General features: G+C 66.7%; 16 protein-coding genes. 1 reads left to right on the top strand and 15 read right to left on the bottom strand.

The window, feature by feature from the left end; all coding sequences use genetic code 11:
• Nucleotides 1–33: 33 nt before the first annotated feature.
• The 3 genes from ACT53N_RS05285 to ACT53N_RS05295 form a co-directional block, all read right to left on the bottom strand.
• Nucleotides 34–2,736, bottom strand: coding sequence for a PAS domain-containing hybrid sensor histidine kinase/response regulator (locus tag ACT53N_RS05285; RefSeq protein WP_476062912.1), 2,703 nt, complete (start codon nt 2,734–2,736; stop codon nt 34–36).
• A 92-nt stretch (nt 2,737–2,828) separates the two neighbouring features.
• Entirely contained in the window at nt 2,829–3,512 is a 684-nt protein-coding gene (locus ACT53N_RS05290; RefSeq protein WP_476062913.1) for a Fe2+-dependent dioxygenase, read from the bottom strand.
• A 149-nt stretch (nt 3,513–3,661) separates the two neighbouring features.
• Complete coding sequence (locus ACT53N_RS05295) at nt 3,662–5,971, bottom strand: TonB-dependent receptor (RefSeq protein ID WP_476062914.1); 2,310 nt, start codon at nt 5,969–5,971, stop codon at nt 3,662–3,664.
• A 183-nt stretch (nt 5,972–6,154) separates the two neighbouring features.
• On the opposite strand from ACT53N_RS05295, the gene ACT53N_RS05300 reads away from it, so the two are divergent.
• On the top strand, nt 6,155–6,868 hold the full coding sequence (locus ACT53N_RS05300) for a ribonuclease T2 (protein ID WP_476062915.1): 714 nt from the start codon (nt 6,155–6,157) through the stop codon (nt 6,866–6,868).
• On the opposite strand, the gene ACT53N_RS05305 is transcribed toward ACT53N_RS05300, so the two are convergent.
• The 12 genes from ACT53N_RS05305 to rimP all read right to left on the bottom strand — a co-directional run bounded on the left by ACT53N_RS05305 (nt 6,869) and on the right by rimP (nt 20,366).
• Complete coding sequence (locus ACT53N_RS05305) at nt 6,869–7,723, bottom strand: DUF1206 domain-containing protein (RefSeq protein ID WP_476062916.1); 855 nt, start codon at nt 7,721–7,723, stop codon at nt 6,869–6,871. It abuts the gene before it with no gap.
• 172 nt (nt 7,724–7,895) lie between these two features.
• On the bottom strand, nt 7,896–10,034 hold the full coding sequence (gene pnp, locus ACT53N_RS05310) for a polyribonucleotide nucleotidyltransferase (protein ID WP_476062917.1): 2,139 nt from the start codon (nt 10,032–10,034) through the stop codon (nt 7,896–7,898).
• Between the two features lie 249 nt (nt 10,035–10,283).
• Nucleotides 10,284–10,553 (bottom strand): 30S ribosomal protein S15, encoded by a 270-nt coding sequence (rpsO, locus tag ACT53N_RS05315; RefSeq protein ID WP_004618114.1) that lies wholly within the window; start codon nt 10,551–10,553, stop codon nt 10,284–10,286.
• Nucleotides 10,554–10,567: 14 nt separating this feature from the next.
• A complete protein-coding gene (gene truB / locus ACT53N_RS05320; protein WP_476062918.1) occupies nt 10,568–11,500 on the bottom strand; it encodes a tRNA pseudouridine(55) synthase TruB in 933 nt (310 codons plus the stop codon).
• A 2-nt stretch (nt 11,501–11,502) separates the two neighbouring features.
• Nucleotides 11,503–11,952, bottom strand: a complete 450-nt coding sequence (gene rbfA / locus ACT53N_RS05325) for a 30S ribosome-binding factor RbfA (RefSeq protein ID WP_476062919.1) — start codon at nt 11,950–11,952, stop codon at nt 11,503–11,505.
• A 106-nt stretch (nt 11,953–12,058) separates the two neighbouring features.
• Nucleotides 12,059–12,847, bottom strand: coding sequence for a dienelactone hydrolase family protein (locus ACT53N_RS05330; protein WP_476062920.1), 789 nt, complete (start codon nt 12,845–12,847; stop codon nt 12,059–12,061).
• Between the two features lie 58 nt (nt 12,848–12,905).
• Nucleotides 12,906–13,481: a hypothetical protein gene (locus ACT53N_RS05335; RefSeq protein WP_476062921.1), complete on the bottom strand. Its 576-nt coding sequence runs from the start codon at nt 13,479–13,481 to the stop codon at nt 12,906–12,908.
• Complete coding sequence (locus tag ACT53N_RS05340; protein ID WP_476062922.1) at nt 13,481–13,999, bottom strand: DUF2939 domain-containing protein; 519 nt, start codon at nt 13,997–13,999, stop codon at nt 13,481–13,483. Before ACT53N_RS05340 ends, ACT53N_RS05335 begins: the two co-directional genes overlap by 1 nt.
• A 102-nt stretch (nt 14,000–14,101) precedes the next feature.
• Entirely contained in the window at nt 14,102–17,131 is a 3,030-nt protein-coding gene (infB, locus tag ACT53N_RS05345; RefSeq protein WP_476062923.1) for a translation initiation factor IF-2, read from the bottom strand.
• Nucleotides 17,132–17,407: 276 nt separating this feature from the next.
• Complete coding sequence (locus tag ACT53N_RS05350; RefSeq protein ID WP_476062924.1) at nt 17,408–18,058, bottom strand: RNA-binding protein; 651 nt, start codon at nt 18,056–18,058, stop codon at nt 17,408–17,410.
• A gap of 77 nt (nt 18,059–18,135) precedes the next feature.
• A complete protein-coding gene (nusA, locus tag ACT53N_RS05355; RefSeq protein WP_476062925.1) occupies nt 18,136–19,788 on the bottom strand; it encodes a transcription termination factor NusA in 1,653 nt (550 codons plus the stop codon).
• 2 nt (nt 19,789–19,790) lie between these two features.
• Nucleotides 19,791–20,366: a ribosome maturation factor RimP gene (gene rimP / locus ACT53N_RS05360; RefSeq protein WP_476062926.1), complete on the bottom strand. Its 576-nt coding sequence runs from the start codon at nt 20,364–20,366 to the stop codon at nt 19,791–19,793.
• Between the last annotated feature and the right edge of the window lie 151 nt (nt 20,367–20,517).

A 20,517-nucleotide genomic window follows, 5' to 3' on the forward strand; every position in this document is an offset into this window, starting at 1 on the left:
GCTTAGCGTGGTTCAGGGCTTGGGGGAACGGGGTTAGGCGACCGCAGCTCGGTTGTCCGGCTCCTTCTTGGACAGACGCAGGATTTCGGTCACCAGGGCTGTTGGCGAGATCGGCTTGGCGGCGACCCCGTCCATGCCGGCCGCGCGATAGGCCGCCCGCTGATGGGCCATGACATTGGCGGTCAGGGCTATGATCGGCGTGAGGCCGGCGGGACCCGGGAAGGCGCGAATTTGTCGGGAGGCTTCCAGGCCGTCCATGCCCGGCATCTGCACATCCATCAGGATCAGGTCGAAAGCGCCGCTTGCGGCCGCGGCGACGCCGGCGGCGCCGTCGTCGGCCACGCTGACTTGAGCGCCCAGCTGCTCGAGAATCCGCCGAGCGACCAGCTGGTTCGTACGGTTGTCCTCTACGACCAATACCTGGAGGTCCGTCAGCAGGTCCGGGCTCTCGCGGGGCGCGACGCTCGGGGGATACGCCGGCGGTGCGGCGATGCTCAGAGAGAATGTCGAGCCTTCGCCCGGGGTCGAGCTGAAGGCCACTTCGCCCCCTAACATGCGAGCTAGCTTGCGAGTGATCGCCAGTCCAAGGCCGGAGCCCCCAAACCGCCGCGTCGTCCCCGCATCAGCCTGTTGGAAGCGCTCGAAGAGCCTACCTTGCGCGGCAAGTGGGACGCCGACGCCGGTGTCGATGACGTCAAACACCAGCTGAGGTCCTGCATCGGTGATCAGGCGTCGAGCGCGCACGGTCACCGAGCCCTTCAAGGTGAACTTCACGGCGTTGCCCACGAGGTTGAACAGCGCCTGACGGACCCGGGTGGGGTCGGTCTCGATCCATCCCAGGTCCTCGGGGAGGTCCAGCTCCAGACGCAGGCCCTTGTGCGAAGCTTGGGCGGCCAGGAGCCGGGCCACGCTACGTACGAGCTCGCGCGAATCAACGGGTTCACGGTTGAGGTCGAGACGCCCCGCCTCGATGCGCGAGATATCGATGACATCGTCGAGCAGGGTCGAGAGCATCTGACCGGCGGCGAGCGCTTCACCCAAGAGATCGGCGCTATCGCCGGGCGGGAGCTCGCGCTTGAGCACATGCATCACGCCCAGAACGCCATTCATGGGCGTGCGGATCTCGTGGCTCATATTGGCCAGGAACTGCGCCTTGGCCTCGTTGGCGGTCTGGGCGGCGCGTTCGGCCGCAATCAAGGCCAGCTCGGCCTTCTTCTTTTCATCGATATCCAGGATCAGGCCCACAGCCTTGCGCGCATGACCCTGTCCGTCGCGCCGAACTTCGTGGAAGATCCGCACCCAGCGCGTTTCGCCCTCGGGCGAGATCAGTCGGACTTCGTAGTGCTGGGGGCCCGTACGCCCCTCGCGCCACCAGACGGCGGCGGTTTCGTAAAGCTGGGCCCTGTCGTCCGGATGCACCATCGGCCAGACCGCGTCACGAACATCCTGATACGCGATGCGACGGCCCATCATACGATGGAACTCCGGAGAGCCCCAGAAGGCCTGCTTTTCGTGATCGATCTCGTAGACCCCAGCCCGGGCCGCGCCCAGGGCCACTTTCAGTCGCCGCGCATTGTTTCGAGCGTCACGCCGCGCCTCGGTGAGAGCGGTGATCTCGTCCATGTAGGTGATTACGCCAACAATCTCGCCGGCCACGTCGCGCCAAGGCCGGGCCTCCCAGCGGAACGCGCGCTCGACGCCCTCGGCGTCGTAGAGGCGGTCTTCCCGGCGCTTTACGATCTCGCCCGTGAGCGCGCGTGTGACCCGCGTCACGAACCGCTGGCGCGCTCCGTTCGTCAGCTCGGTCAGGGTCTTGCCGATGACTTGGTCTTCGGTCGACCGGAAGATCTCCAGGAAGCGCGGGCTTACCATCCTCAATCGCATGTCGAGGTCGTAGACCGCCACGGCGAAGGGCGCGTCCTCGATCAGGCGTCGGGCGCGACGCTCGCTCCAGATCGCCTTGTCGCGGCTGCGGGCTACGTCGGTGATATTCTGCGAAACGCCTTTGAGCACAAATAGCGACCCAGGCGTGGCTTCGGCGCGATAGGTCGCGCGCAGTGTGAACCAGCGGCCGTCATTGGCCCGAAGCCTATACTCCAGCGACCCACCTTCTCCGGTCAGGACGGCGCGCGCGAAGGTCGCCTGGACTCTGGCGCGCTGGTCGTCTGGCAGGCGGGCGAGGAACAGCTCGGGGGTGGCGACATCTTCCGGCGACACGCCCATCAGGGCCAGCGCGTCAGGCGCCCAGTCGATGCGCCCCGTCTCGGGATCATAGCTCCAGACGCCGATCCCGGCTTCTTCGGCGAGCAAGGCCTGGGTCCGTCGCGCCGCGTCCAACTCGAGGCGCGCCCGAACCTCGGCGGAGATATCGTGCATGACGCCGACCATCTCGCCGTTGGGGCCAAGACGGGAGCGACCCTGCAGCCAGATCCAGCGGCCGTCCTTGCAGCGGATCTTCAGCTCATTGATCGCCGACCCCGTCTCGCGAAGCCGGCGACCCGTGTCGACGAGCTCGGCCTGACTGTCGGGATGAACGAACTTGATCGTGGGTTGTCCTACCAGTTCGTCCTGCGCCCAGCCGGTCAGTTGAGACCAGGCCTCGTTGACGCTGATGAACCTGCCGTCCGCGGACACGACCGTGAAGAGATCGCTCGCGTGCGCGAAGAACCAGCGCGCAGCCTCGACCTCGCCAAAGGACGAAGCGGAAGGGGGCGCAGGAGTCGACACCTTGGACATCCGGTCTCCAAAAAGTTGGGCGGATGTTGGGGCGCAACCGTAAACTTATAGTTCGCGCGGCGTAGCAATGTTCGACGAACGCGTGCGCGGCTTCAGACCTCGGCCCATTGCCGCAACAGGTTGTGATAGACACCGGTGAGCGACAGGATCGCGTCGTCGTCGCGCTCGATCTTTCGAGATAGCCGCTGGATCGCGACGTCCATGTCCAGCAACAGGGTGCGCTTGGCGTCGTCGCGGATCAGGCTCTGGATCCAGAAGAAGCTCGCCGTGCGGCGGCCGCGGGTCACGGGCGTGACGTGATGCAGGCTGGTGCTGGGATAGAGGATGGCGTCGCCCGCGGCCAGCTTGACGACATGGTCGCCATAGAGGTCGTTCACCACCAGTTCGCCGCCGTCATAGTCTTCGGGCTCGGCCAGGAAGAGGGTGCACGACAGGTCGGTGCGCAGGCGCTGCCCCGTCACGGGGTCGCGTCGGATGGCGTTGTCGACATGATCCCGGAACCCCATGCCCTCGCCATAGCGGTTGAACATCGGCGACAGGATGGTCTGTGGCAGGGCGGCTGAGACGAACAGGGGATTGGCTTCCAAGGCCTGAACGATGATCGCCCCGACCTGACGCGCTTCGGCGCAGTCCTGCGGCAACTGTTCGTTGTTCTTGGCCATCGCAGCCTGGAACCCAGAGGTGACGTTCCCGTCCACCCAAGGTCCAGCGTCGAGGATCGCGCGGCACTCGGCCACCTGCGTCTTGGTCAGCACCTCGGGGATCTGCAGCATCATCAGCGACATCCTGTTTGCGAGCCGTTCCTATCTGGATGGCCTTGTCGATCCTTTGATCCGGATCAGATCATCGCCGGTCCTGAACGAAGAAGCGCCCCGACCGGCCGCAGGCCGAACGGGGCGCTGGCGTGAAGTCCTTCGAGGGGAGGTCAGTACTTCACGTTGACGGTCAAGATCGCCTGCCGGCCAGGCGCCGGGTCGGCGTGGTGGACGCCGTTGGTCCGCAGGATGTAGCGCTCATCCGTCAGGTTCTGGACGTTCAGCTGCAGGTCGATCGTCTTGCTCAGCGACCAGGACGCAAAGGCGTCGTAGCGGGTGTAGGACGGCGCGAAGACCTTGTTGGTCCCGCCGCCGGCCCCGCCCTGATTACCGCCGAAGCTCTTGGAGACGTAGTAGGCGCCGCCGCCCACCGACAGCTGCGGCGTCACCCGGTAGGTCGAGAAGAGGCTGACGGTGTGCTTGGGCGTGTTGGCCAGCGGATCCCCGATGTTGACGCTGGTGTAGGGGCCCCGGACCAGCTCGCTGTCCATGAAGGTGTAGCCGCCGAAGACCTGCCAGGCGCGGGTGACTGATCCTGAGACGCCGAGCTCGACGCCCTGCACCCGAACCTCGCCCGCCTGTTCGGTCTGGGTCGCGCTGACGGCGATCACCGCGTTCTTGCGCTCGGTGCGGAAGACCGCGCCGGACAGCGCCAGCTTGTCGCCGAACACGTTCCACTTGGCCCCGGCTTCGAGGCTGGTGGTGTCTTCAGGATCCAGCAGCGCCTGGGCCGGCGTGGCGGCGGTGTTCTGGTCGCCGGCGGCGATCGTCGGCGGGGTCGAGGCCGTCGCATACGACACATAGAGGCTGCTCGACGGCGTCGGCTTGTAGTTCAGACCGATCTGATAATTGACGAAGTCCCAGCCGGCCTTGGCGAGGCTGGCGTAGGTCACGCCGGTGACCAAGCCATTGGCGGAGGTCGCCGTCGCGTTGAAGCCCTGCGTGGAATAGTCGTCGTAGCGGACGCCGAGGTTCAGCAGCAGCTTCTCCGACAGGTCGATCGTGTCGAACGCATAGATCGAGCCGCTGCGGGTCTTGGACTGCGAGGCGGGGCCGCGATTGATCACGCCCGTCCAGGCGTCACCCGGATTGGGGGCGTAGAGCCGGGTGCAGTCGCCCGTTCCTGCGCCCGCGAAGCCCGTCGGACAGGCCGAACCCGCCGTCGTGAAAATTACGTAGGTGGCGTTGTCGTTGATCTCGCGCGACAGCTCCAGGCCGAGGTTGAAGCGGTTCTTCAGGCCGGCCAGCTCGAACTTGCCCGTCAGATCGGTGACGAAGGCGGTGGTCTCGGTCTCGTTCCAGCGCGACTTGGTCCCGCGCTTCATCCACCATTCGCCGGCCACGAACTGGGCCGCGCCGCCGTCGCCGGGGTTGGTGACCAGATAGTCGTTCAGCGTCTTGCCGTAGCGGACCACCTGACGGACGGCGAGGTCGTCGCTGATCTCGTGGCGGACAGCGATCGTGGCGATATCGGCCTTGGTCTTCATCCAGTCGCGATCCAGGCCGTAATAGGCGCTGCGCGAGACATCCAGGATGCCATCGGCCGGGTGCGTGCGGCTGTCGGTTCCGGCTGCGCCCCACGTGCGCTTGGCCGCCAGCGGAATCCCATAGTCCGGGTCTTGGTCGCTATCGAGGTGGTAGTAGCTCAGGGTCGCCTGGGTCTGGGTGTCGATGCCGAAGGCTAGCGACGGGGCCAGCCCCCAGCGCTTGAAGTCCACGCTGTCGCGCCCCGGGGTCTCGCCGCCGGTCGCCATCAGGTTCAGACGGAGGGCGGCGTTCTTGCCGAAGGCGTAGTTGCCGTCGGCGGTGACGCGATAGTAGTCATCCGTGCCCGCGGCGGCCGAGCCGGCCACGAAGGTGTCGAGCTTTGGCGACTTGGACGACAGATTGATGCTGCCGCCCCCGGAACCGCGACCGCTGTAGACCGAGTCCGGCCCCTTGATGACTTCGACCTGCTCAAGGTTGAACACCTCGCGGGTCTGGCCGCCCGTATCGCGGACGCCGTCGACGAACACATTGTTGCCGGAGCTCTGACCCCGGATGAACGGCCGGTCCGCCAGCGGCTGTCCGCCTTCGCCCGCGCCGAACGTGATGCCCGGTGAGGTGCGCAGGATGTCCGCCAGAGAGGTGGCGGCGGTCTGCTCGATGATCTTCGAGGGAATGACTGTCACCGACCGCGGGGTGTCGAGCAGCGGCGCGGTGAACTTGCTCGACGAGGGATCGACCACCCGCTTGGCGTCGATCTTGACGCCAGCCACTTCGGTGCTGTCAGCGGCGGGCGCCGTGGCGATTGGCGCGGCGTCCAGCTCGGTCGCCGAGACGGCTTGGGCCAGCCCAAGACCCGCGAGGCCGGCGACGGCGGCGGCGCCCAAGGCGCGACGGGGCCGGCTCACAACGCCGGCGAAGTTCGGATTACGCATGATGGTCCTATCCCCAGGGGGCGCCGCAAGCCGCGCCCCTCCTGAAATTGCGAGGCGTTCTTAGCTTTGTTGCGACAAGGTCGCAATGATAATAATTCGCAAGAACACGAGTCGTCGGATTGGATCGGTCGGGGCGTGGGCTTGACGCGGTGGTGCTCCCTGGACCCTATCGCGGTGTCCCGCATGGAGCCTTGGATGAGAACCGCCGCTGCTATCGCCCTGCTCGCCCTGGCCCTTGCCGGCGGCGCCCAAGCCTCCAGCCTGCAGGCGTGCGCCGTGCCTAAGGACGTCACGCCCGCGCCGACCGAGATCCCGCCGCCGGATGAGATCCACCCCAACGTGCCGATCGCGGCCTATCTGCTGGCCCTCTACTGGTCGCCCGAGGCTTGCCGCGCCGGCATTCCGGAGTCTGACAAGGCCATCCAGTGTCAGGCCAACCGCTTCGGGTTCACCGTGCATGGCTTGTGGCCCAACGGACCCGACAAGGTGCATCCGCGCTACTGCCGCATGAGCCCGCCGATGCGGGTGAAGACGGTGAAGGCCAACCTCTGCATGACGCCCTCGCCCTGGCTGCTGCAGCACGAATGGCAGGCGCACGGAACGTGCAACTGGAAGACGCCTGAGGCCTATTTCAAGAAGACCCGCCAGATCCGCGAGCGGCTGAACGTGCCGGACCTTGATCCCGGCGCCGACGAGACCATGACCGCTGGCGAGATCCGCCAGGCGTTTGTCGAGCGCAATCGCGGCATGAGCCGCGCGGGTCTGAACATTCGAGTCAAACAGGGCCGGCTGACCGAGGTCTGGGTCTGCATGGACCTGAAGTACAGGCTGGCGGCGTGTCGGGGCGGAAATGGTGCGCCGGACGCTGCGGTCGTACGGGTCACCCCCAGGGGCTAGTTACAACGCGTCCGGCGGTCGGATTCGGCGTGACAGGGCTTCGACGAACCCGAACAGGCCGAAGGCGATCAGCCCCATCGCGACAAGACCGAGGATCCAGGCGCCGGCGGGCTGCTGTTCGACGACCTGTAGCGCGTCGCCCCAGCTTCGCGCCTGGCTCGCGCGCACCTCAAGCCCGGCGACGACGAGGAAGGCGCCCAGGGGTAAGGTGGCGAGACCGCGCGCCGCGTAGCCGATCTTGGCCAGAGGCACGACCCGCGCGCAGGTGTCCGCGTCGCAGGAGAGGCGTTTGGCGAAGTCCTGCATCAGACCCTGGATCACATTGCCGATCCCGAAGCCCAGGACGATCAGACCCGCCAGGATCAGGAGGCGGTCGCCGCCAGGCCAGGCCAGGATGGTTTCGGCGTACTGATGGATATCCTGCGTTTCATCGGCCTCGCCGACATCTTCGAAGACATCGAGCAACTCGAGCGCCGACCACGCGAGGCCGCCATAGACGACGCCGCTCAGAGCCTGGCCGGCGCGGACCGTCCAGCCTTTTAGCGTCGCGCCGTGGCGGTCTGCGTCAAAGACCGCCTGGACGCCCCGCCAGATGGCGAAACCTATCAAGCCGCTGGCGATCAGCGCGATCAGGAGGCTCCCGAACGGCCAAGCTGCCCAAGTCTCAAGGACGCCCCGTGCGCCCTTCGCCCGCGGTGTAAGGTCCAGCGCCGCGAGAAGGGCGATCGCGCCGAGGCCTAAGTAAACCGCGCCACGCGCCGCATAGCCGATACGGGCGGTCCACTGAACGCCTGCGGCGAAGCCGGTCGGCGCTGCGAAGAGGCGGCGAACAAGCGAGGAGGCGGTCGGCGTCAAGCCACGCGACCGTCGAAGACGTGCGCGCTCTGGCGCTCGTGGCGGGTCATGATCGGCGACTCCCTGCTTGGGAGCGAAACGCCGGACGCGGCCGCCGGCTCCCAAGCGCAAAACGGGCGGCCCCTTTCGGAGCCGCCCGCCTGATTGCGTCCGGAATGGAAGCTGAAGAGGCTTACGCCTCTTCGGCCGCCGCTTCCTTCTTGCTCAGGTCTTCGCCGGTTTCCTGGTCGACGACCTTCATCGAGAGCTTGGTCTTGCCGCGGTCGTCGAAGCCCAGGAGCTTGACCTTGACCATCTGGCCTTCCTTCAGAACGTCCGACGGCTTGGCGACGCGTTCGTTGCTGATCTGGCTGACGTGGACGAGACCGTCCTTGGCGCCGAAGAAGTTCACGAAGGCGCCGAAGTCGACGACCTTCACGACCTTGCCGTCGTAGATCTTGCCCACTTCAGCTTCGTCGGTGATCGACTTGATCCAGTCGATCGCGGCCTTGATCTTAGCGCCGTCCGAGGCCGAGACCTTCACAGTGCCTTCGTCGTTGATGTCGACCTTGGCGCCGGTGGTGGCGACGATCTCGCGGATCACCTTGCCGCCCGAACCGATCACTTCACGGATCTTGTCCGTCGGGATGGTGATGGTTTCGATCTTCGGCGCAAAGTCGCCCACGTCGGCGCGCGGCGCGTCCATGGCCTTGTTCATTTCGCCCAGGATGTGCGCGCGGCCTTCCTTGGCTTGCGCCAGGGCCTGCTCCATGATCGCGGGCGTGATGCCGGCGATCTTGATGTCCATCTGCAGCGAGGTCAGGCCTTCGCTGGTACCGGCGACCTTGAAGTCCATGTCGCCCAGGTGATCTTCGTCACCCAGGATGTCCGACAGAACCGCAAAGCCGTCCTTTTCCAGGATCAGACCCATGGCGATGCCCGAGACCGGACGGACCAGCGGCACGCCGGCGTCCATCATGGCCAGCGATGAACCGCAGACCGTGGCCATCGAGGACGAACCGTTCGACTCGGTGATCTCCGAGACCAGACGGATCGTGTAGGGGAAGTCTTCCTTGCTCGGCAGCATCGGGCGCAGGGCGCGCCAGGCCAGCTTGCCGTGACCGATCTCGCGACGGCCCGGCGAACCCATGCGGCCCGTCTCACCGACCGAGTAGGGCGGGAAGTTGTAGTGCAGCAGGAAGGATTCCTTGTAGGTGCCTTCCAGGGCGTCGATGAACTGCTCGTCGTCGCCGGTGCCCAGGGTGGCGACCACGATCGCCTGGGTCTCGCCGCGGGTGAACAGAGCCGAGCCGTGGGTGCGCGGCAGGATGCCGACTTCGCCCAGGATCGGACGCACGGTGCGGACGTCACGGCCGTCGATGCGCAGACCGGTGTCCAGGATGCCGCGACGCACGACGTCGGCTTCCAGCTCCTTGAAGATCGCGCCCAGCTTCAGCGGATCGTAGCCGGTCGGGTTCTCCTCCGAGAGGCCGAGGGCCGCGACGGCCTTCTTCTTGGCGGCGCCGACCGCTTCGTAGCGGTCTTGCTTCTTCTGGATCTTGTAGGCGGCGGCGATGTCGGCGCCGACCAGATCCTTCATCTTCGCCTTGATCGCGTCGGTGTCTTCCGGCTCGAACGCGAAGGGCTCCTTGGCGGCGTGCTCGGCCAGCTCGATGATCGCGTCGATCACGGCCTGCATCTGCTGGTGGGCGAAGTTGACGCCGCCCAGCACGATCTCTTCCGAGAGCTCCTGGATTTCCGACTCGACCATCATCACGGCGTCGGCGGTGCCGGCCACGACGAGGTCCATCTTGCTTTCCTTCTGCTCGTCGAGCGTCGGGTTCAGCACGTACTGGTCATTGATCCAGCCCACGCGGGCGGCGCCGATCGGACCCATGAAAGGAGCGCCCGACAGGGTCAGGGCGGCCGAGGCGGCGACCATGCCCAGGATGTCGGGATCGTTCTCGAGGTCGTGCTGCAGCACGGTGACGACGACTTGGACTTCGTTCTTGAAGCCCTTGACGAACAGCGGACGGATCGGACGGTCGATCAGGCGGGAGACCAGGGTCTCCTTTTCCGACGGACGGCCTTCGCGCTTGAAGAAGCCGCCGGGGATCTTGCCGGCCGCGAAGGTCTTTTCCTGATAGTTGACCGTCAGCGGGAAGAAGTCTTGACCCGGCTTCTGGCTCTTGGCGAACACGGCGGTGGCCAGGACGACGGTTTCGCCCATGGTGGCCAGGACGGCGCCGTCAGCCTGACGGGCGATGCGACCGGTTTCGAGGACCAGCGTCTTGCCGCCCCACTCGATCGTCTTGCGTTTGATATCGAACATTTTTCTTCTTTCGGTTCCCGCGGGCGGATTCCCGTCGGGGCGGACAGGGGCGGACGGCTAACGGAAGCCGGCCCGATGATCCTCATCCAGTGTGACAGGCGGGTTTGAGGACGTGAACCCTCGGACAATCGGACAATCCGTTTTGAGCGGACCGCCCTGGGGTAATCCGGCGTTCGGCCTGTCTCGGCCGCCGGATCCCAAATACGCGATCCGCCGCCCTGCCGGAGCGGGGCGGCGGATCTTGATGCCTTAGCGACGCAGACCCAGCTTTTCGATCAGGGACTGATAGCGACCGGCGTCGGACTTCTTCAGGTGGTCGAGAAGCCGGCGACGCTGGGAAACCAGCTTCAGCAGGCCACGACGGCTGTGGTTGTCCTTCTTGTGCGTCTTGAAGTGCTCGGTCAGGTTCGAGATGCGTTCCGAGAGGATCGCGACCTGGACTTCAGCGCTGCCGGTGTCACCCGCGCCGCGGGCGTGTTCGGCGATGAGAGCGGCCTTGCGCTCGAGAGTAATCGACATCGGGTTGTCTCCGCTCAGGTGAGTTGGAAGACCCGCACGGGATTGAGCTTCCCAGCGCGCATCTCGCACAGGGCCACCAACCTGTCGCCGAGCATGGCGGAAACGGTGCGATCACCGGGCGGAAGCTCGGCTTTCAACGTTTCCACCTGACGCGGAAGCAGGACGATGGCGCGTCCCTGTGCAAGCCGGAAAGCGTCTTCATCGGTCACGGCCAACGCCGGGATGTCGTCCAGCGCGGTCTCGACCGGAAGCAATGCCTCCGACAGCCGGGCCTCATAGCTCAAATTCTCCAGAGTTTCCAGCGCTATCGCCGATGCCTCGGAGAAGCCGCCCACCCGCGTGCGGCGGAGGTCGGCGACGTGACCACAGGTTCCCAAGGCCTTGGCCAGGTCCCTGACCACGGCGCGGACATAGGTGCCCTTGCCGCATTCCATCGTGAGCGTGACGTGATCGGCGTCCGGCTGGTCGACCACCTGAAGATCGAAAATGCTGACCTTGCGGGTCGGCAGTTCAAACTCTACGCCGTCGCGGGCCAGATCATAGGCCCGCTCACCGTCGACCTTGATGGCTGAGAAGTTTGGCGGAACCTGGTCGACCTCGCCGATGAAGGCGGGCAGCGCCGCCTCGACTTGTTCTCGGGTGGGCCGCACGTCGGAGGTCGCGGTGGTCTCGCCCTCGCGGTCCAGCGTCGTTGTGTCGCGGCCCCAGGCGATGGTGAAGCGATAGGCCTTGTCGGCGTCCATCAGGAACGGGACGGTCTTGGTGGCCTCGCCCAGCGCGATCGGCAGGATCCCCGTGGCTAGCGGATCCAAGGTGCCGGCATGGCCGCCCTTCTGGGCGTTGAACGCCCGACGCACGCGGGAAACGGCCGTGGTCGAGGTCAGGTCGTAGGGCTTGTCCAGGCACAGCCAGCCCGAGACGGCGTCGCCCTTCTTGCGGCGGGCCATGCTCAGGCCTCGTCTTCGTCGTCGACCACGTCGGACAGGCGGCGGGTGTCCTGCTGGACGCGCGGATCCAGGAACAGCTTGTCCATATAGGCGGCCGTGCCGAAGCTCTCGTCGTGGATGAACTTCAGGTCCGGCGTGAACTTCATGTCGATGCTGCGGCCGAGACGTCCGCGCAGGAACTTCGACACCCGGTTCAGCCCCTTGATGATGTCGGTCGTATCCTGACCGGTCAGGCCCGCGCCCAGCGGCTCGACGAAGCAGATGGCGTGCTTGAGGTCGGGGCTCATCCGCACTTCGGAGACCGTGACGGAGATGTTGTGCAGCGCCTCGTCCTGCAGCTCCTCCTCACGAAGGATCTCGACGAGGGCGTGGCGGATCAGTTCGCCGGCGCGCAGTTGGCGTTGCGAGGGGCCGGTCAGGGCGCCCTTCTTGGTGTCAGATTGGCGCTTCATGGCGCGGACGTCCTTGTGGCCCGGCCGGCGGATCGAACGCCGGTGCGCGGGGAAAATCGGAAGGCGCGGTGTCTAGGCCTCCCAGTCGTGAATGTCCAGCCGCGCCTCAGGCTCCCGTCCTCTCCTTAAAAAACGCAATCACCTTGTCGCGCGCCTTCATGCTGCCGCTGGAGGGGACCGAGCGATGCAGATGCAGGGTCAGCACAGAGTGCGGGTCCATCGGCTGACCCGGGGCGGCGTCTTCGTCGGCTAGCTCCACCACCTCGACCTTGTCGCCAAACTCGGCCTTCAGGCGAGTGATGCGGGCGTCGGGCACCAGCTTGTCGGAGGTAAAGCGCATGGCGATCAGCGACAGGTTCTCGTCCTGGAACCGCTTCTTGGCGCAGGCGATCTCGGACGCCGAGCAATCAAGGCCGCCCTTGTCCTTCAGCGGCAGCGAGGGCTGGGAAAGTACGGGCGCCACGACTGAGGGCTCGGTCATCATCGCGAGCGCAAAGCCGCCGGTGAAGCACATGCCCACCGCCCCGACGCCCTTGCCGCCGCAATCGGCGTGGGCCTGGCGGGCCAAGGCGCGCAGCCAGTCGACGATCGGGCTGGAGCGGCCGTCCTTCCACACGCTGAACTCGCGCCGCACGCAGATGTTCTTGAGGATCGTACCGATCGCGTAGCCGCGTGAGACCTGCTTGCCCGGCTTGCCGAACAGGCTGGGGCAATAGGCGGTGAGACCGGCGTCCGCCAGGTCGCGCGCAAAGGCCAGCACGCCCGGATGCAGACCCGGAACCTCATGGATGACGATGACGGCGGGGCCCGCGCCGATCTTGTAGACCTCGCGGGACCAGCGGCCGTCGTCGAAGTCGAAGCGCTCAAAACCCGCCAGCACCTTGTCGTCGGCCATCTCGCCCCCCTTTGCTTTGGAGCGAGGCTAGACCGTGGCCACGCGGCTGGCGAGACACCTAGTTGGAGACGTCCGGCCGCTGGGGGGTGTCGGTCCAGTCCGACATGGGATCGGGGGTGCGATTGTCCGGCAGACGCCACTCGCCGCGATAGGAGAAGTCGAGCGTTCCGCACAGACGGGCTTGTCCCGACGCCTTGGGATCGTCGCCGAACGCCTGGATGCGCAGGTCGCGGCGTACGGCGATGGGGCTGAACGACAGCCAGAGCCGCGTCGAGCCCGGGCAAAAGGCGCGCAGATAGATCTTGCCCTGGGCGGCCGAGGCGTCGACTTCGTACAGGGCGGCGTTGGCGTCGACGCCGCTCATCGCCGACAGGCCGCCGGGGCCGAGGTCCTTTGAGCGCGCGGCCTTCAGCATCGCCTGGGCGGGCACGCCGGTGGCCAACACCTTGAGCGGCCGACTGGCCCCCAGAAGCCCGTCCTTGAACAGGAGAGTCACCCCCGCGCCGGTCAGCCGCTTGGCGTCGGGCGAGATCGGGTCATACGAGAACATCCGCGTCTCGGCGTGGGCGGCCGACGATGACGCGCCGACGAGGGCCGCCGCGAGGATTGTGCTGCGGACAAGCGAGCGACGCATTACTTGCCGCGAAGATTGGCCGCCTGGGCGTCGAAGCCCGACAGGCGCCAGCGATCGCCTTCGCGGCTGAAGGTCAGCAGGCAAGGGCCATCCTTGCGCGCGGCGCAGACGCGGCCGTCGCCGGTGGGGCGAAGGGCGGCGGCGATCGCCACGCGGCCCGGGATCGGTTTGTCGGGGGTGTAGCCGTAGTAGTTGGCCGCCGCCCGGAAGGTCGCCGGGCGGATCAGCGCTTCGCCCGCAGCGTCGGCCAGCGGGCCGGCGGCGATCGCCGCCAGGGCCATGGCGCTGTTGCTCTGGCCGGCGCGCTGTCGGGCCTCCGCCATCAATCGCGCCTCGATCTGACCCTTGAGGGCTTGCCGATCGACGTGCGCGTCAAAGGTCGCGCGATCATTGTCGCGGATCGCGACCAGCAAATCATGCACGTCGGCGCCCGCATCGAGGCGGTTGGCGGTGGCGCAGGCGCTCAAGGACGCGGCGACAGCGGTCAGGGCGAGAAGGGCTTTCAGGCGCATCCGCAAGGCGTAGCCACAGATTGGGGCGATTTCCAGTCTGTGTCTTTTCCAAGAAAAAGGGCGCGAGCCTTTCGACCCGCGCCCTGATTTTCCGATCCAGCGTCGCTCTTAGTCGAGCTGGCGCTTGATCTCCTCGACGGTGAAGCACTCGATCGTGTCGCCGACTTTGATGTCCTGGAAGCCCTGGAACATCATGCCGCACTCCTGACCGACGGGGACTTCGTTGACCTCGTCCTTGAAGCGCTTGAGCGTCTGCAGGGTGCCCAGTTCGAGAACGACGATGTCCTGACGGATGATCCGGACCTTCGCGCCCTTGCGGACCACGCCTTCGGTGACCTTACAGCCGGCGACCTTGCCGATCTTCGAGATATCGAAGGCCTGCAGCACCTCGGCGTTGCCGAGGAAGGTTTCGCGCTGGATCGGGGCCAGCATGCCCGAGAGCACGCCTTTGATGTCGTCCAGCAGGTCGTAGATGATGGCGTAGTAGCGAATCTCGACGCCTTCGCGTTCGGCCAGGGCTCGCGCCTGCGCCGAGGCGCGGACGTTGAAGCCGATGACCGGAGCGCCGGCGCCCTTGGCCAGCATGACGTCGCTTTCGCTGATCGCGCCGGCGCCCGACAGGATGATCCGCGCGCGGACCTCGTCGGTGGCCATCTTGTCCAGCGAACCGATGATCGCCTCGGCCGAACCTTGCACGTCGGCCTTGATGATCAGCGGAAGCTCTTTCAGCTTCTTGTCTTGCAGCTTGGCCATCATGTCGGCCATCGAGGCGCCCGCGCCGATCGGCGCCAGCGACTTCTCGCGCTTCTGGCGGATGCGGTACTCGGTCAGCTCGCGAGCGCGGGCTTCGTTCTCGACCACGGCGAAGGCTTCGCCCGGCGAGGGCACGCCGTCCAGGCCGAGAATCTCGACCGGGGTGGCGGGACCCGCTTCGGTCAGCTGTTCGTTGCGCTCGTTCAGCAGGGCGCGAACCCGACCGAACTGGGCGCCGGCGACGACGATGTCGCCACGCTTCAGCGTACCGCGGTTGACCAGGACGGTCGAAACCGCGCCGCGACCCTTGTCCAGCTTGGCCTCGATCACAACGCCGTCGGCGGTGCGGTCGGGGTTGGCCTTCAGGTCCAGCACTTCAGCCTGCAGCAGGATGGCGTCGAGCAGGTCGTCCAGACCCGTGCGGGCCTTGGCCGAGACCTCGATGATCTGGGTGTCGCCACCCAGGCTTTCGACGACGATCTCGTGCTGCAGCAGCTCGTTGACCACGCGGGTCGGATCCGAGCCCGGCTTGTCCATCTTGTTGACGGCGACGATGATCGGCACCTCGGCGGCCTTGGCGTGTTTGATCGCCTCGATCGTCTGGGGCATCACGCCGTCGTCACCAGCCACGACCAGCACCACGATGTCAGTGATGTTGGCGCCGCGGGCGCGCATCGCCGAGAAGGCGGCGTGGCCGGGCGTGTCGAGGAACGTCACGCGTTGGCCGTCCTTCAGGCGAACCTGATAGGCGCCGATATGCTGGGTGATGCCGCCGTGTTCGCCGGCCGCCACGTCCGTCGAACGCAGGGCGTCGAGCAGGCTGGTCTTGCCGTGGTCGACGTGACCCATGATCGTCACGACCGGAGGACGCGGCTCCATGTGATCGTCGATATCCTCGGCGCCGATGAAGCCTTCTTCAACGTCGGCTTCCGACACGCGCTTGACGGTGTGACCAAACTCGGTGGCCACCAGCTCGGCGGTGTCGTTGTCGATGACGTCGTTGATCTTCAGCATCACGCCCTGACGCATCAGGAACTTGATGATGTCGACGCCGCGCACGGCCATCCGGTTGGACAGTTCCTGCACGGTGATGACGTCCGGGATGACGACTTCACGCGCAACGCGAGCCTGTTCGGCCACGCCGCCGCGACGCTTTTCCTTTTCACGTTCGCGAGCCCGGCGGACCGAGGCGAGCGAACGCATCCGGTCGGCGGAATCTCCGTCACCCGCGACAGCCTGGATGGTCAGGCGGCCTTCGCGGCGCTGCGGAGCGCCCTTGACGCGCGAGACGGCCTTGTTCGGCGCGGCGCTCTTGCGGCGATCGTCATCCTCGTCGGGACGACGGCTGACTTCACCGCCGGGACGCGGAGCCGAGCGCATGGCGCGCTGGATTTCCGGTGTCGCCGGGGCCGAGGCGGGTACGCCAGGGCGAGGACCACGGGGCGGACCGCCGGGACCGCGCGCGCCACCGGGAGCCGGGCGCGGAGCCAGGGCCGAGTAACGCACGGTCTGTTGCGGACGATCGCCTTGCGGGCGGTCACCCTGCGGCCGGTCGCCACGATAGCCGCTGCGATCGCCTTGCGGACGATCACCGTCGGGACGGGGGCCGCGCGGGCGGTCACCCTCGGGACGCGGAGCGCGTTGGCCGAAGTTGGCGCCGGCGTCGGGACGCGGAGCGCGCTGGTTGAACGGACGGTCACCCTGCGGCGCCGGACGATAGGTCGTCGTGCTGGGACGATCATCGCGCCGGTCGCGGCTGGGCTCGTAGGTGCGGGTCTGGCCCGGCGCAGCGGGGCGCGCGTCCTGACGCGGGGCGTCCTGGCGCGGCGCCGCCGACGGCGCGGCTGGAGTCTGGGCCACGGGGCGCGGCGCCTGCGGAGCGGCCGGCGGCGGCGTCACGGGCGCTGCGGGAGCGGCCGGAGCCTGAGCGGCGGGCGGCGGAGCCGCTGCGGCGCGTTCGGCGGCGGCCTTGGCGGCGGCTTCGCGCTGGGCGGCTTCCGCAGCCGCGCGGGCGCGGGCTTCGGCGGCGGCCTGTTCAGCCGCCTGGCGGGCCTGAGCCTCCCGGGCGGCGTCGACAACGCGTTGACGGGCGCGCAGCTCTTCCTGCGACAGGCCGCCGGCAGAACCGCCACCACCGCCGCCTTGCGGCTGCGACGGACGCGGCGCGGGCGGATCGCCCTGGCGACGCTCGGCCGAGGACGGCGCGGCAAGATTGCCTGCTGCAGGCGCGTGGGTGCGCGTCCGCTTGGTTTCAACCACCACCGTCTTGGTCCGGCCGTGGCTGAAGCTTTGCTTCACGACCCCAGCGCTCACTGAGCCCTGGCGGGGCTTCAGGGTCATCGGGGTGCGTCCGCCGGGTCGGCCGTTTTCGTTCTCGTCGCTCATGCGCTCGCTTGTACTTCCGCCGGGCGGTACCCGGCTAAAAAACCGTTCGTTCCATGTGAGAAAGGGGCCCGGACGTACCTCCAAAAGGAAGCCGTTTCCCCGACCCTTCGCTCACGAGCCCGGCCGAACACCTGGGCTCACTCAAAGATTCTAGAGCTTTTCCATCTCACCGGAGGCCCGGTAGGATGGAAAAGCTCTAGCGCCTGCCAGGGTCAGCGAACCGACCGGGCGGACAGGCCCGCCGTCTGATCAGGGCTCCCGCCGAAGCAGAAACGCCTAGTCGCCCTCGCGTCCGTTCGCCGACCATTCGGGAGGCAGAAGCGGGCGGAAGCCGGACAAACGCTCGACATCCAATGCCCAGCGATCGATCCCGCGCCCAGCGAGAAACGCTGTGTGTATCACATTCTCCCCGCCCAAGGCCAAACCCAATTCGTCGGAATTGAATGCGCCCAGCAGTCGCGGCTGATTTGTGGCCCTTCGCGCGGCCGCCAGGACCTTGCGGCGACCGTCTTCGGCCCCGTCCGAGGCCTCGATCAGCCAAGCGACCTTGCCCGTTCCAAGGGCGGCCACGACCTTTTCGAACCCGGAAATAATGCTCCCAGCCTTACGCGCAAGGCCCAGGCCCTCAAGAACGCGCCGCGCCAGAAGCGCCTCGACCTGGTCGGCCAGATCCGCCGGCGGCGTCAGCTTGGTCTTGGCGGCGCGCGAGAAGAGCCCCTTTTTGGCCGCTGTCGTAATCGACTCGCGGTCGGCGCCGACCCATATGCCTCGCCCGGGCAGCTTGCGCGCTAGGTCCGGAACCACAGCGCCGTCCGGCCCAGCCACGAACCGGATCAGGCGCGCCTCGTCGGTCGCCTCGCCCAGGACGATGTCCTTGCGCAGGCGATTGGCTTCGGCGTGGGTCCTGGGCGCGGGGGCTTCGGTCATGATCTTGCGAGCGGCCTAGGAGCGCGAACGGCCCCGCGGATTGCTCCGCGAGGCCGTCCAGCACAGCTCCAAAGCGCTTAGGCCTCTTCCTGCTCTGCGGCGACGTCGCCTTCAGCGGTCGCTTCTTCAGCGGAGTCGCCCTCGGCGTCTTCGTATTCCGGCTCCGGCGGGGCTTCGACCCAACCCATGGCGATACGAGCGCGCATGATCAGGGCCTCGGCGTCTTCCGGCGACAGGTTGAAGCTTTCCAGGATGCCCGGCTCGCGCACGCGCTCGCCGCCCTTGTTCTCGAACCAGCCGCGCATGTCGTCAGGCACCAGACCGGCAAGATCTTCGACCGACTTCACGTCGCCTTCGCCCAGGGCCACGGCCATGGCCAGGGTCACGCCTTCGATCGCCAGGACCTCGTCCTCGACGCCCAGAGCCTTGCGCTTGGCGTCCAGCTCGGCGGCTTCCTTCTCGAGGAATTCGCGGGCGCGAGCCTGCAATTCCTCGGCGGTTTCTTCGTCGAAGCCCTCGATCGAGGCGATTTCATGCGGCTCGACATAGGCGACGTCTTCCACCGCGGCGAAGCCTTCGGTGACCAGCAGCTGGGCGATGACCTCGTCGACGTCCAGGGCTTCCTGGAAGAGAGCGGTGCGCTCGGCGAACTCGCGCTGACGGCGCTCGCTCTCCTGGCTTTCGGTCATGATGTCGATCTGCCAGCCGGTCAGCTGCGAGGCGAGGCGAACGTTCTGGCCGCGACGGCCGATGGCCAGCGACAGCTGTTCGTCCGGCACCACGACTTCGACGCGCTCGTCTTCCTCGTCCATGACGACCTTGGAGACTTCGGCGGGGGCCAGGGCGTTGACGATGAAGGTGGCTTCGTCTTCCGACCACTGGATGATGTCGATCTTCTCGCCCTGCAGCTCGGCCACGACGGCCTGCACGCGCGAGCCGCGCATGCCGACGCAGGCGCCGACGGGATCGATCGAACCGTCGTTGGAGATGACGGCCATCTTGGCGCGCGAGCCCGGGTCGCGAGCGACGGCGCGGATCTCGATGACGCCGTCATAGACTTCCGGCACTTCCTGGGCGAACAGCTTGGCCATGAAGCCGCCGTGCGCCCGGCTCAGCATGATCTGCGGGCCCTTGGTCTCGCGACGGACGTCGTAGATGTAGGCGCGGATGCGGTCGCCGACGTTGAAGTTCTCGCGCGGGATCGACTGGTCGCGGCGCATGATGCCTTCGCCGCGGCCCAGGTCGACGATGACGTTGCCGTACTCGACGCGCTTGACGCTGCCGTTGACGATCTCGCCCACGCGATCCTTGTACTCGTCGTACTGACGCTCGCGCTCGGCTTCGCGGACCTTATGCATGACGACCTGACGGGCCATCTGAGTCTGGACGCGGCCGATTTCGAACGGCGGCAGGACTTCTTCGTAGACCTTGCCGATCTCGGCGTCGCGCCACGTGCGCTTGGCGATCGAGAACGGCATCTTGCCGATCTCGCCTTCCAGATCGGTCTCGTCCGCGACGACTTCGATCACACGCTTTTGCGTCGTCTCGCCCGTCTTGGGGTCGATCTTGACGCGGATGTCGTGCTCGGCGCCGTAGCGGGCGCGGGCGGCCTTCTGCAGGGCGTCCTCGATGGCCTCGATGACAACTTCCTTCTCGATGCCCTTTTCACGGGCGACCGCGTCGGCGATCTGCAGGAGTTCAAGCCGGTTGGCGGCGATGCCGATGGCCATGGTCAGTCCTCTTCACTTTCGGACAGGTCTTCGTTTTCGGATTCGAGGCGGGCGGCCCGTTGCTTGGCCCCCCGCTCCATGAGGGCGTCGGTCATGACGAGCTTGGCGTCGATGACCCACGCGAAGGGGAAGTAGACGGTGACGTCGTCCTCGCCCTCGATGTTCAGGCCCACCTGGTCGTCCTCGACGCCGGCGAGCTCGCCCTTGAAGCGCTTGCGGCCCTCGGCCACGCGATCGAGCTCGATGCGGGCCTCAAGGCCCGCATAGTCGTCGAAGTCCTTCAGGCGGGTCAGCGGCCGGTCGATCCCGGGGCTGGAGACTTCCAGGGTGTATTCGCCGGAGATCGGATCGGCGGCGTCCAGCACCTCGGAAACCGCGCGCGACAGCTTGGCGCAGTCCTCGACGTTCATGTCGCCGCCCGTGCCGTCTTCCAGGAGCGGATGCTCGGCCATGATCTGCAGACGACGCTGCTCTTCGCCGCCCATCAGGCGCAGGCGGACAATCTCGTAGCCGAGGCTTTCAGCCACGGGATCGAGCATCTCGATCAGATCACGGTCTTCCTGCGTCTTGCCGCGCACGGTCTCTCAACTCAAGTTCTGGGCCGGCGGCGCTGAGACCGTTCGGCCAAACAAAAAGCGGCAGCCTTTCGGGCCGCCGCTCGAAAGCGCCATCTAGCGCTAACGGACGATGTGGAACGCTTTGTAGGCGAATTGCCGGCCGTTGTCGACT

Source organism: Caulobacter sp. DMC95 (assembly GCF_056313785.1).

Bases quoted from the DNA above. Each gene is read 5' to 3' on its own strand.
- ACT53N_RS05285 (WP_476062912.1), bottom strand. From the start codon at position 2,736: ATGTCCAAGGTGTCGACTCCTGCGCCCCCTTCCGCTTCGTCCTTTGGC.
- ACT53N_RS05290 (WP_476062913.1), bottom strand. From the start codon at position 3,512: ATGATGCTGCAGATCCCCGAGGTGCTGACCAAGACGCAGGTGGCCGAG.
- ACT53N_RS05295 (WP_476062914.1), bottom strand. From the start codon at position 5,971: ATGCGTAATCCGAACTTCGCCGGCGTTGTGAGCCGGCCCCGTCGCGCC.
- ACT53N_RS05300 (WP_476062915.1), top strand. From the start codon at position 6,155: ATGGAGCCTTGGATGAGAACCGCCGCTGCTATCGCCCTGCTCGCCCTG.
- pnp (WP_476062917.1), bottom strand. From the start codon at position 10,034: ATGTTCGATATCAAACGCAAGACGATCGAGTGGGGCGGCAAGACGCTG.
- rpsO (WP_004618114.1), bottom strand. From the start codon at position 10,553: ATGTCGATTACTCTCGAGCGCAAGGCCGCTCTCATCGCCGAACACGCC.
- truB (WP_476062918.1), bottom strand. From the start codon at position 11,500: ATGGCCCGCCGCAAGAAGGGCGACGCCGTCTCGGGCTGGCTGTGCCTG.
- rbfA (WP_476062919.1), bottom strand. From the start codon at position 11,952: ATGAAGCGCCAATCTGACACCAAGAAGGGCGCCCTGACCGGCCCCTCG.
- ACT53N_RS05330 (WP_476062920.1), bottom strand. From the start codon at position 12,847: ATGGCCGACGACAAGGTGCTGGCGGGTTTTGAGCGCTTCGACTTCGAC.
- ACT53N_RS05335 (WP_476062921.1), bottom strand. From the start codon at position 13,481: ATGCGTCGCTCGCTTGTCCGCAGCACAATCCTCGCGGCGGCCCTCGTC.
- infB (WP_476062923.1), bottom strand. From the start codon at position 17,131: ATGAGCGACGAGAACGAAAACGGCCGACCCGGCGGACGCACCCCGATG.
- ACT53N_RS05350 (WP_476062924.1), bottom strand. From the start codon at position 18,058: ATGACCGAAGCCCCCGCGCCCAGGACCCACGCCGAAGCCAATCGCCTG.
- nusA (WP_476062925.1), bottom strand. From the start codon at position 19,788: ATGGCCATCGGCATCGCCGCCAACCGGCTTGAACTCCTGCAGATCGCC.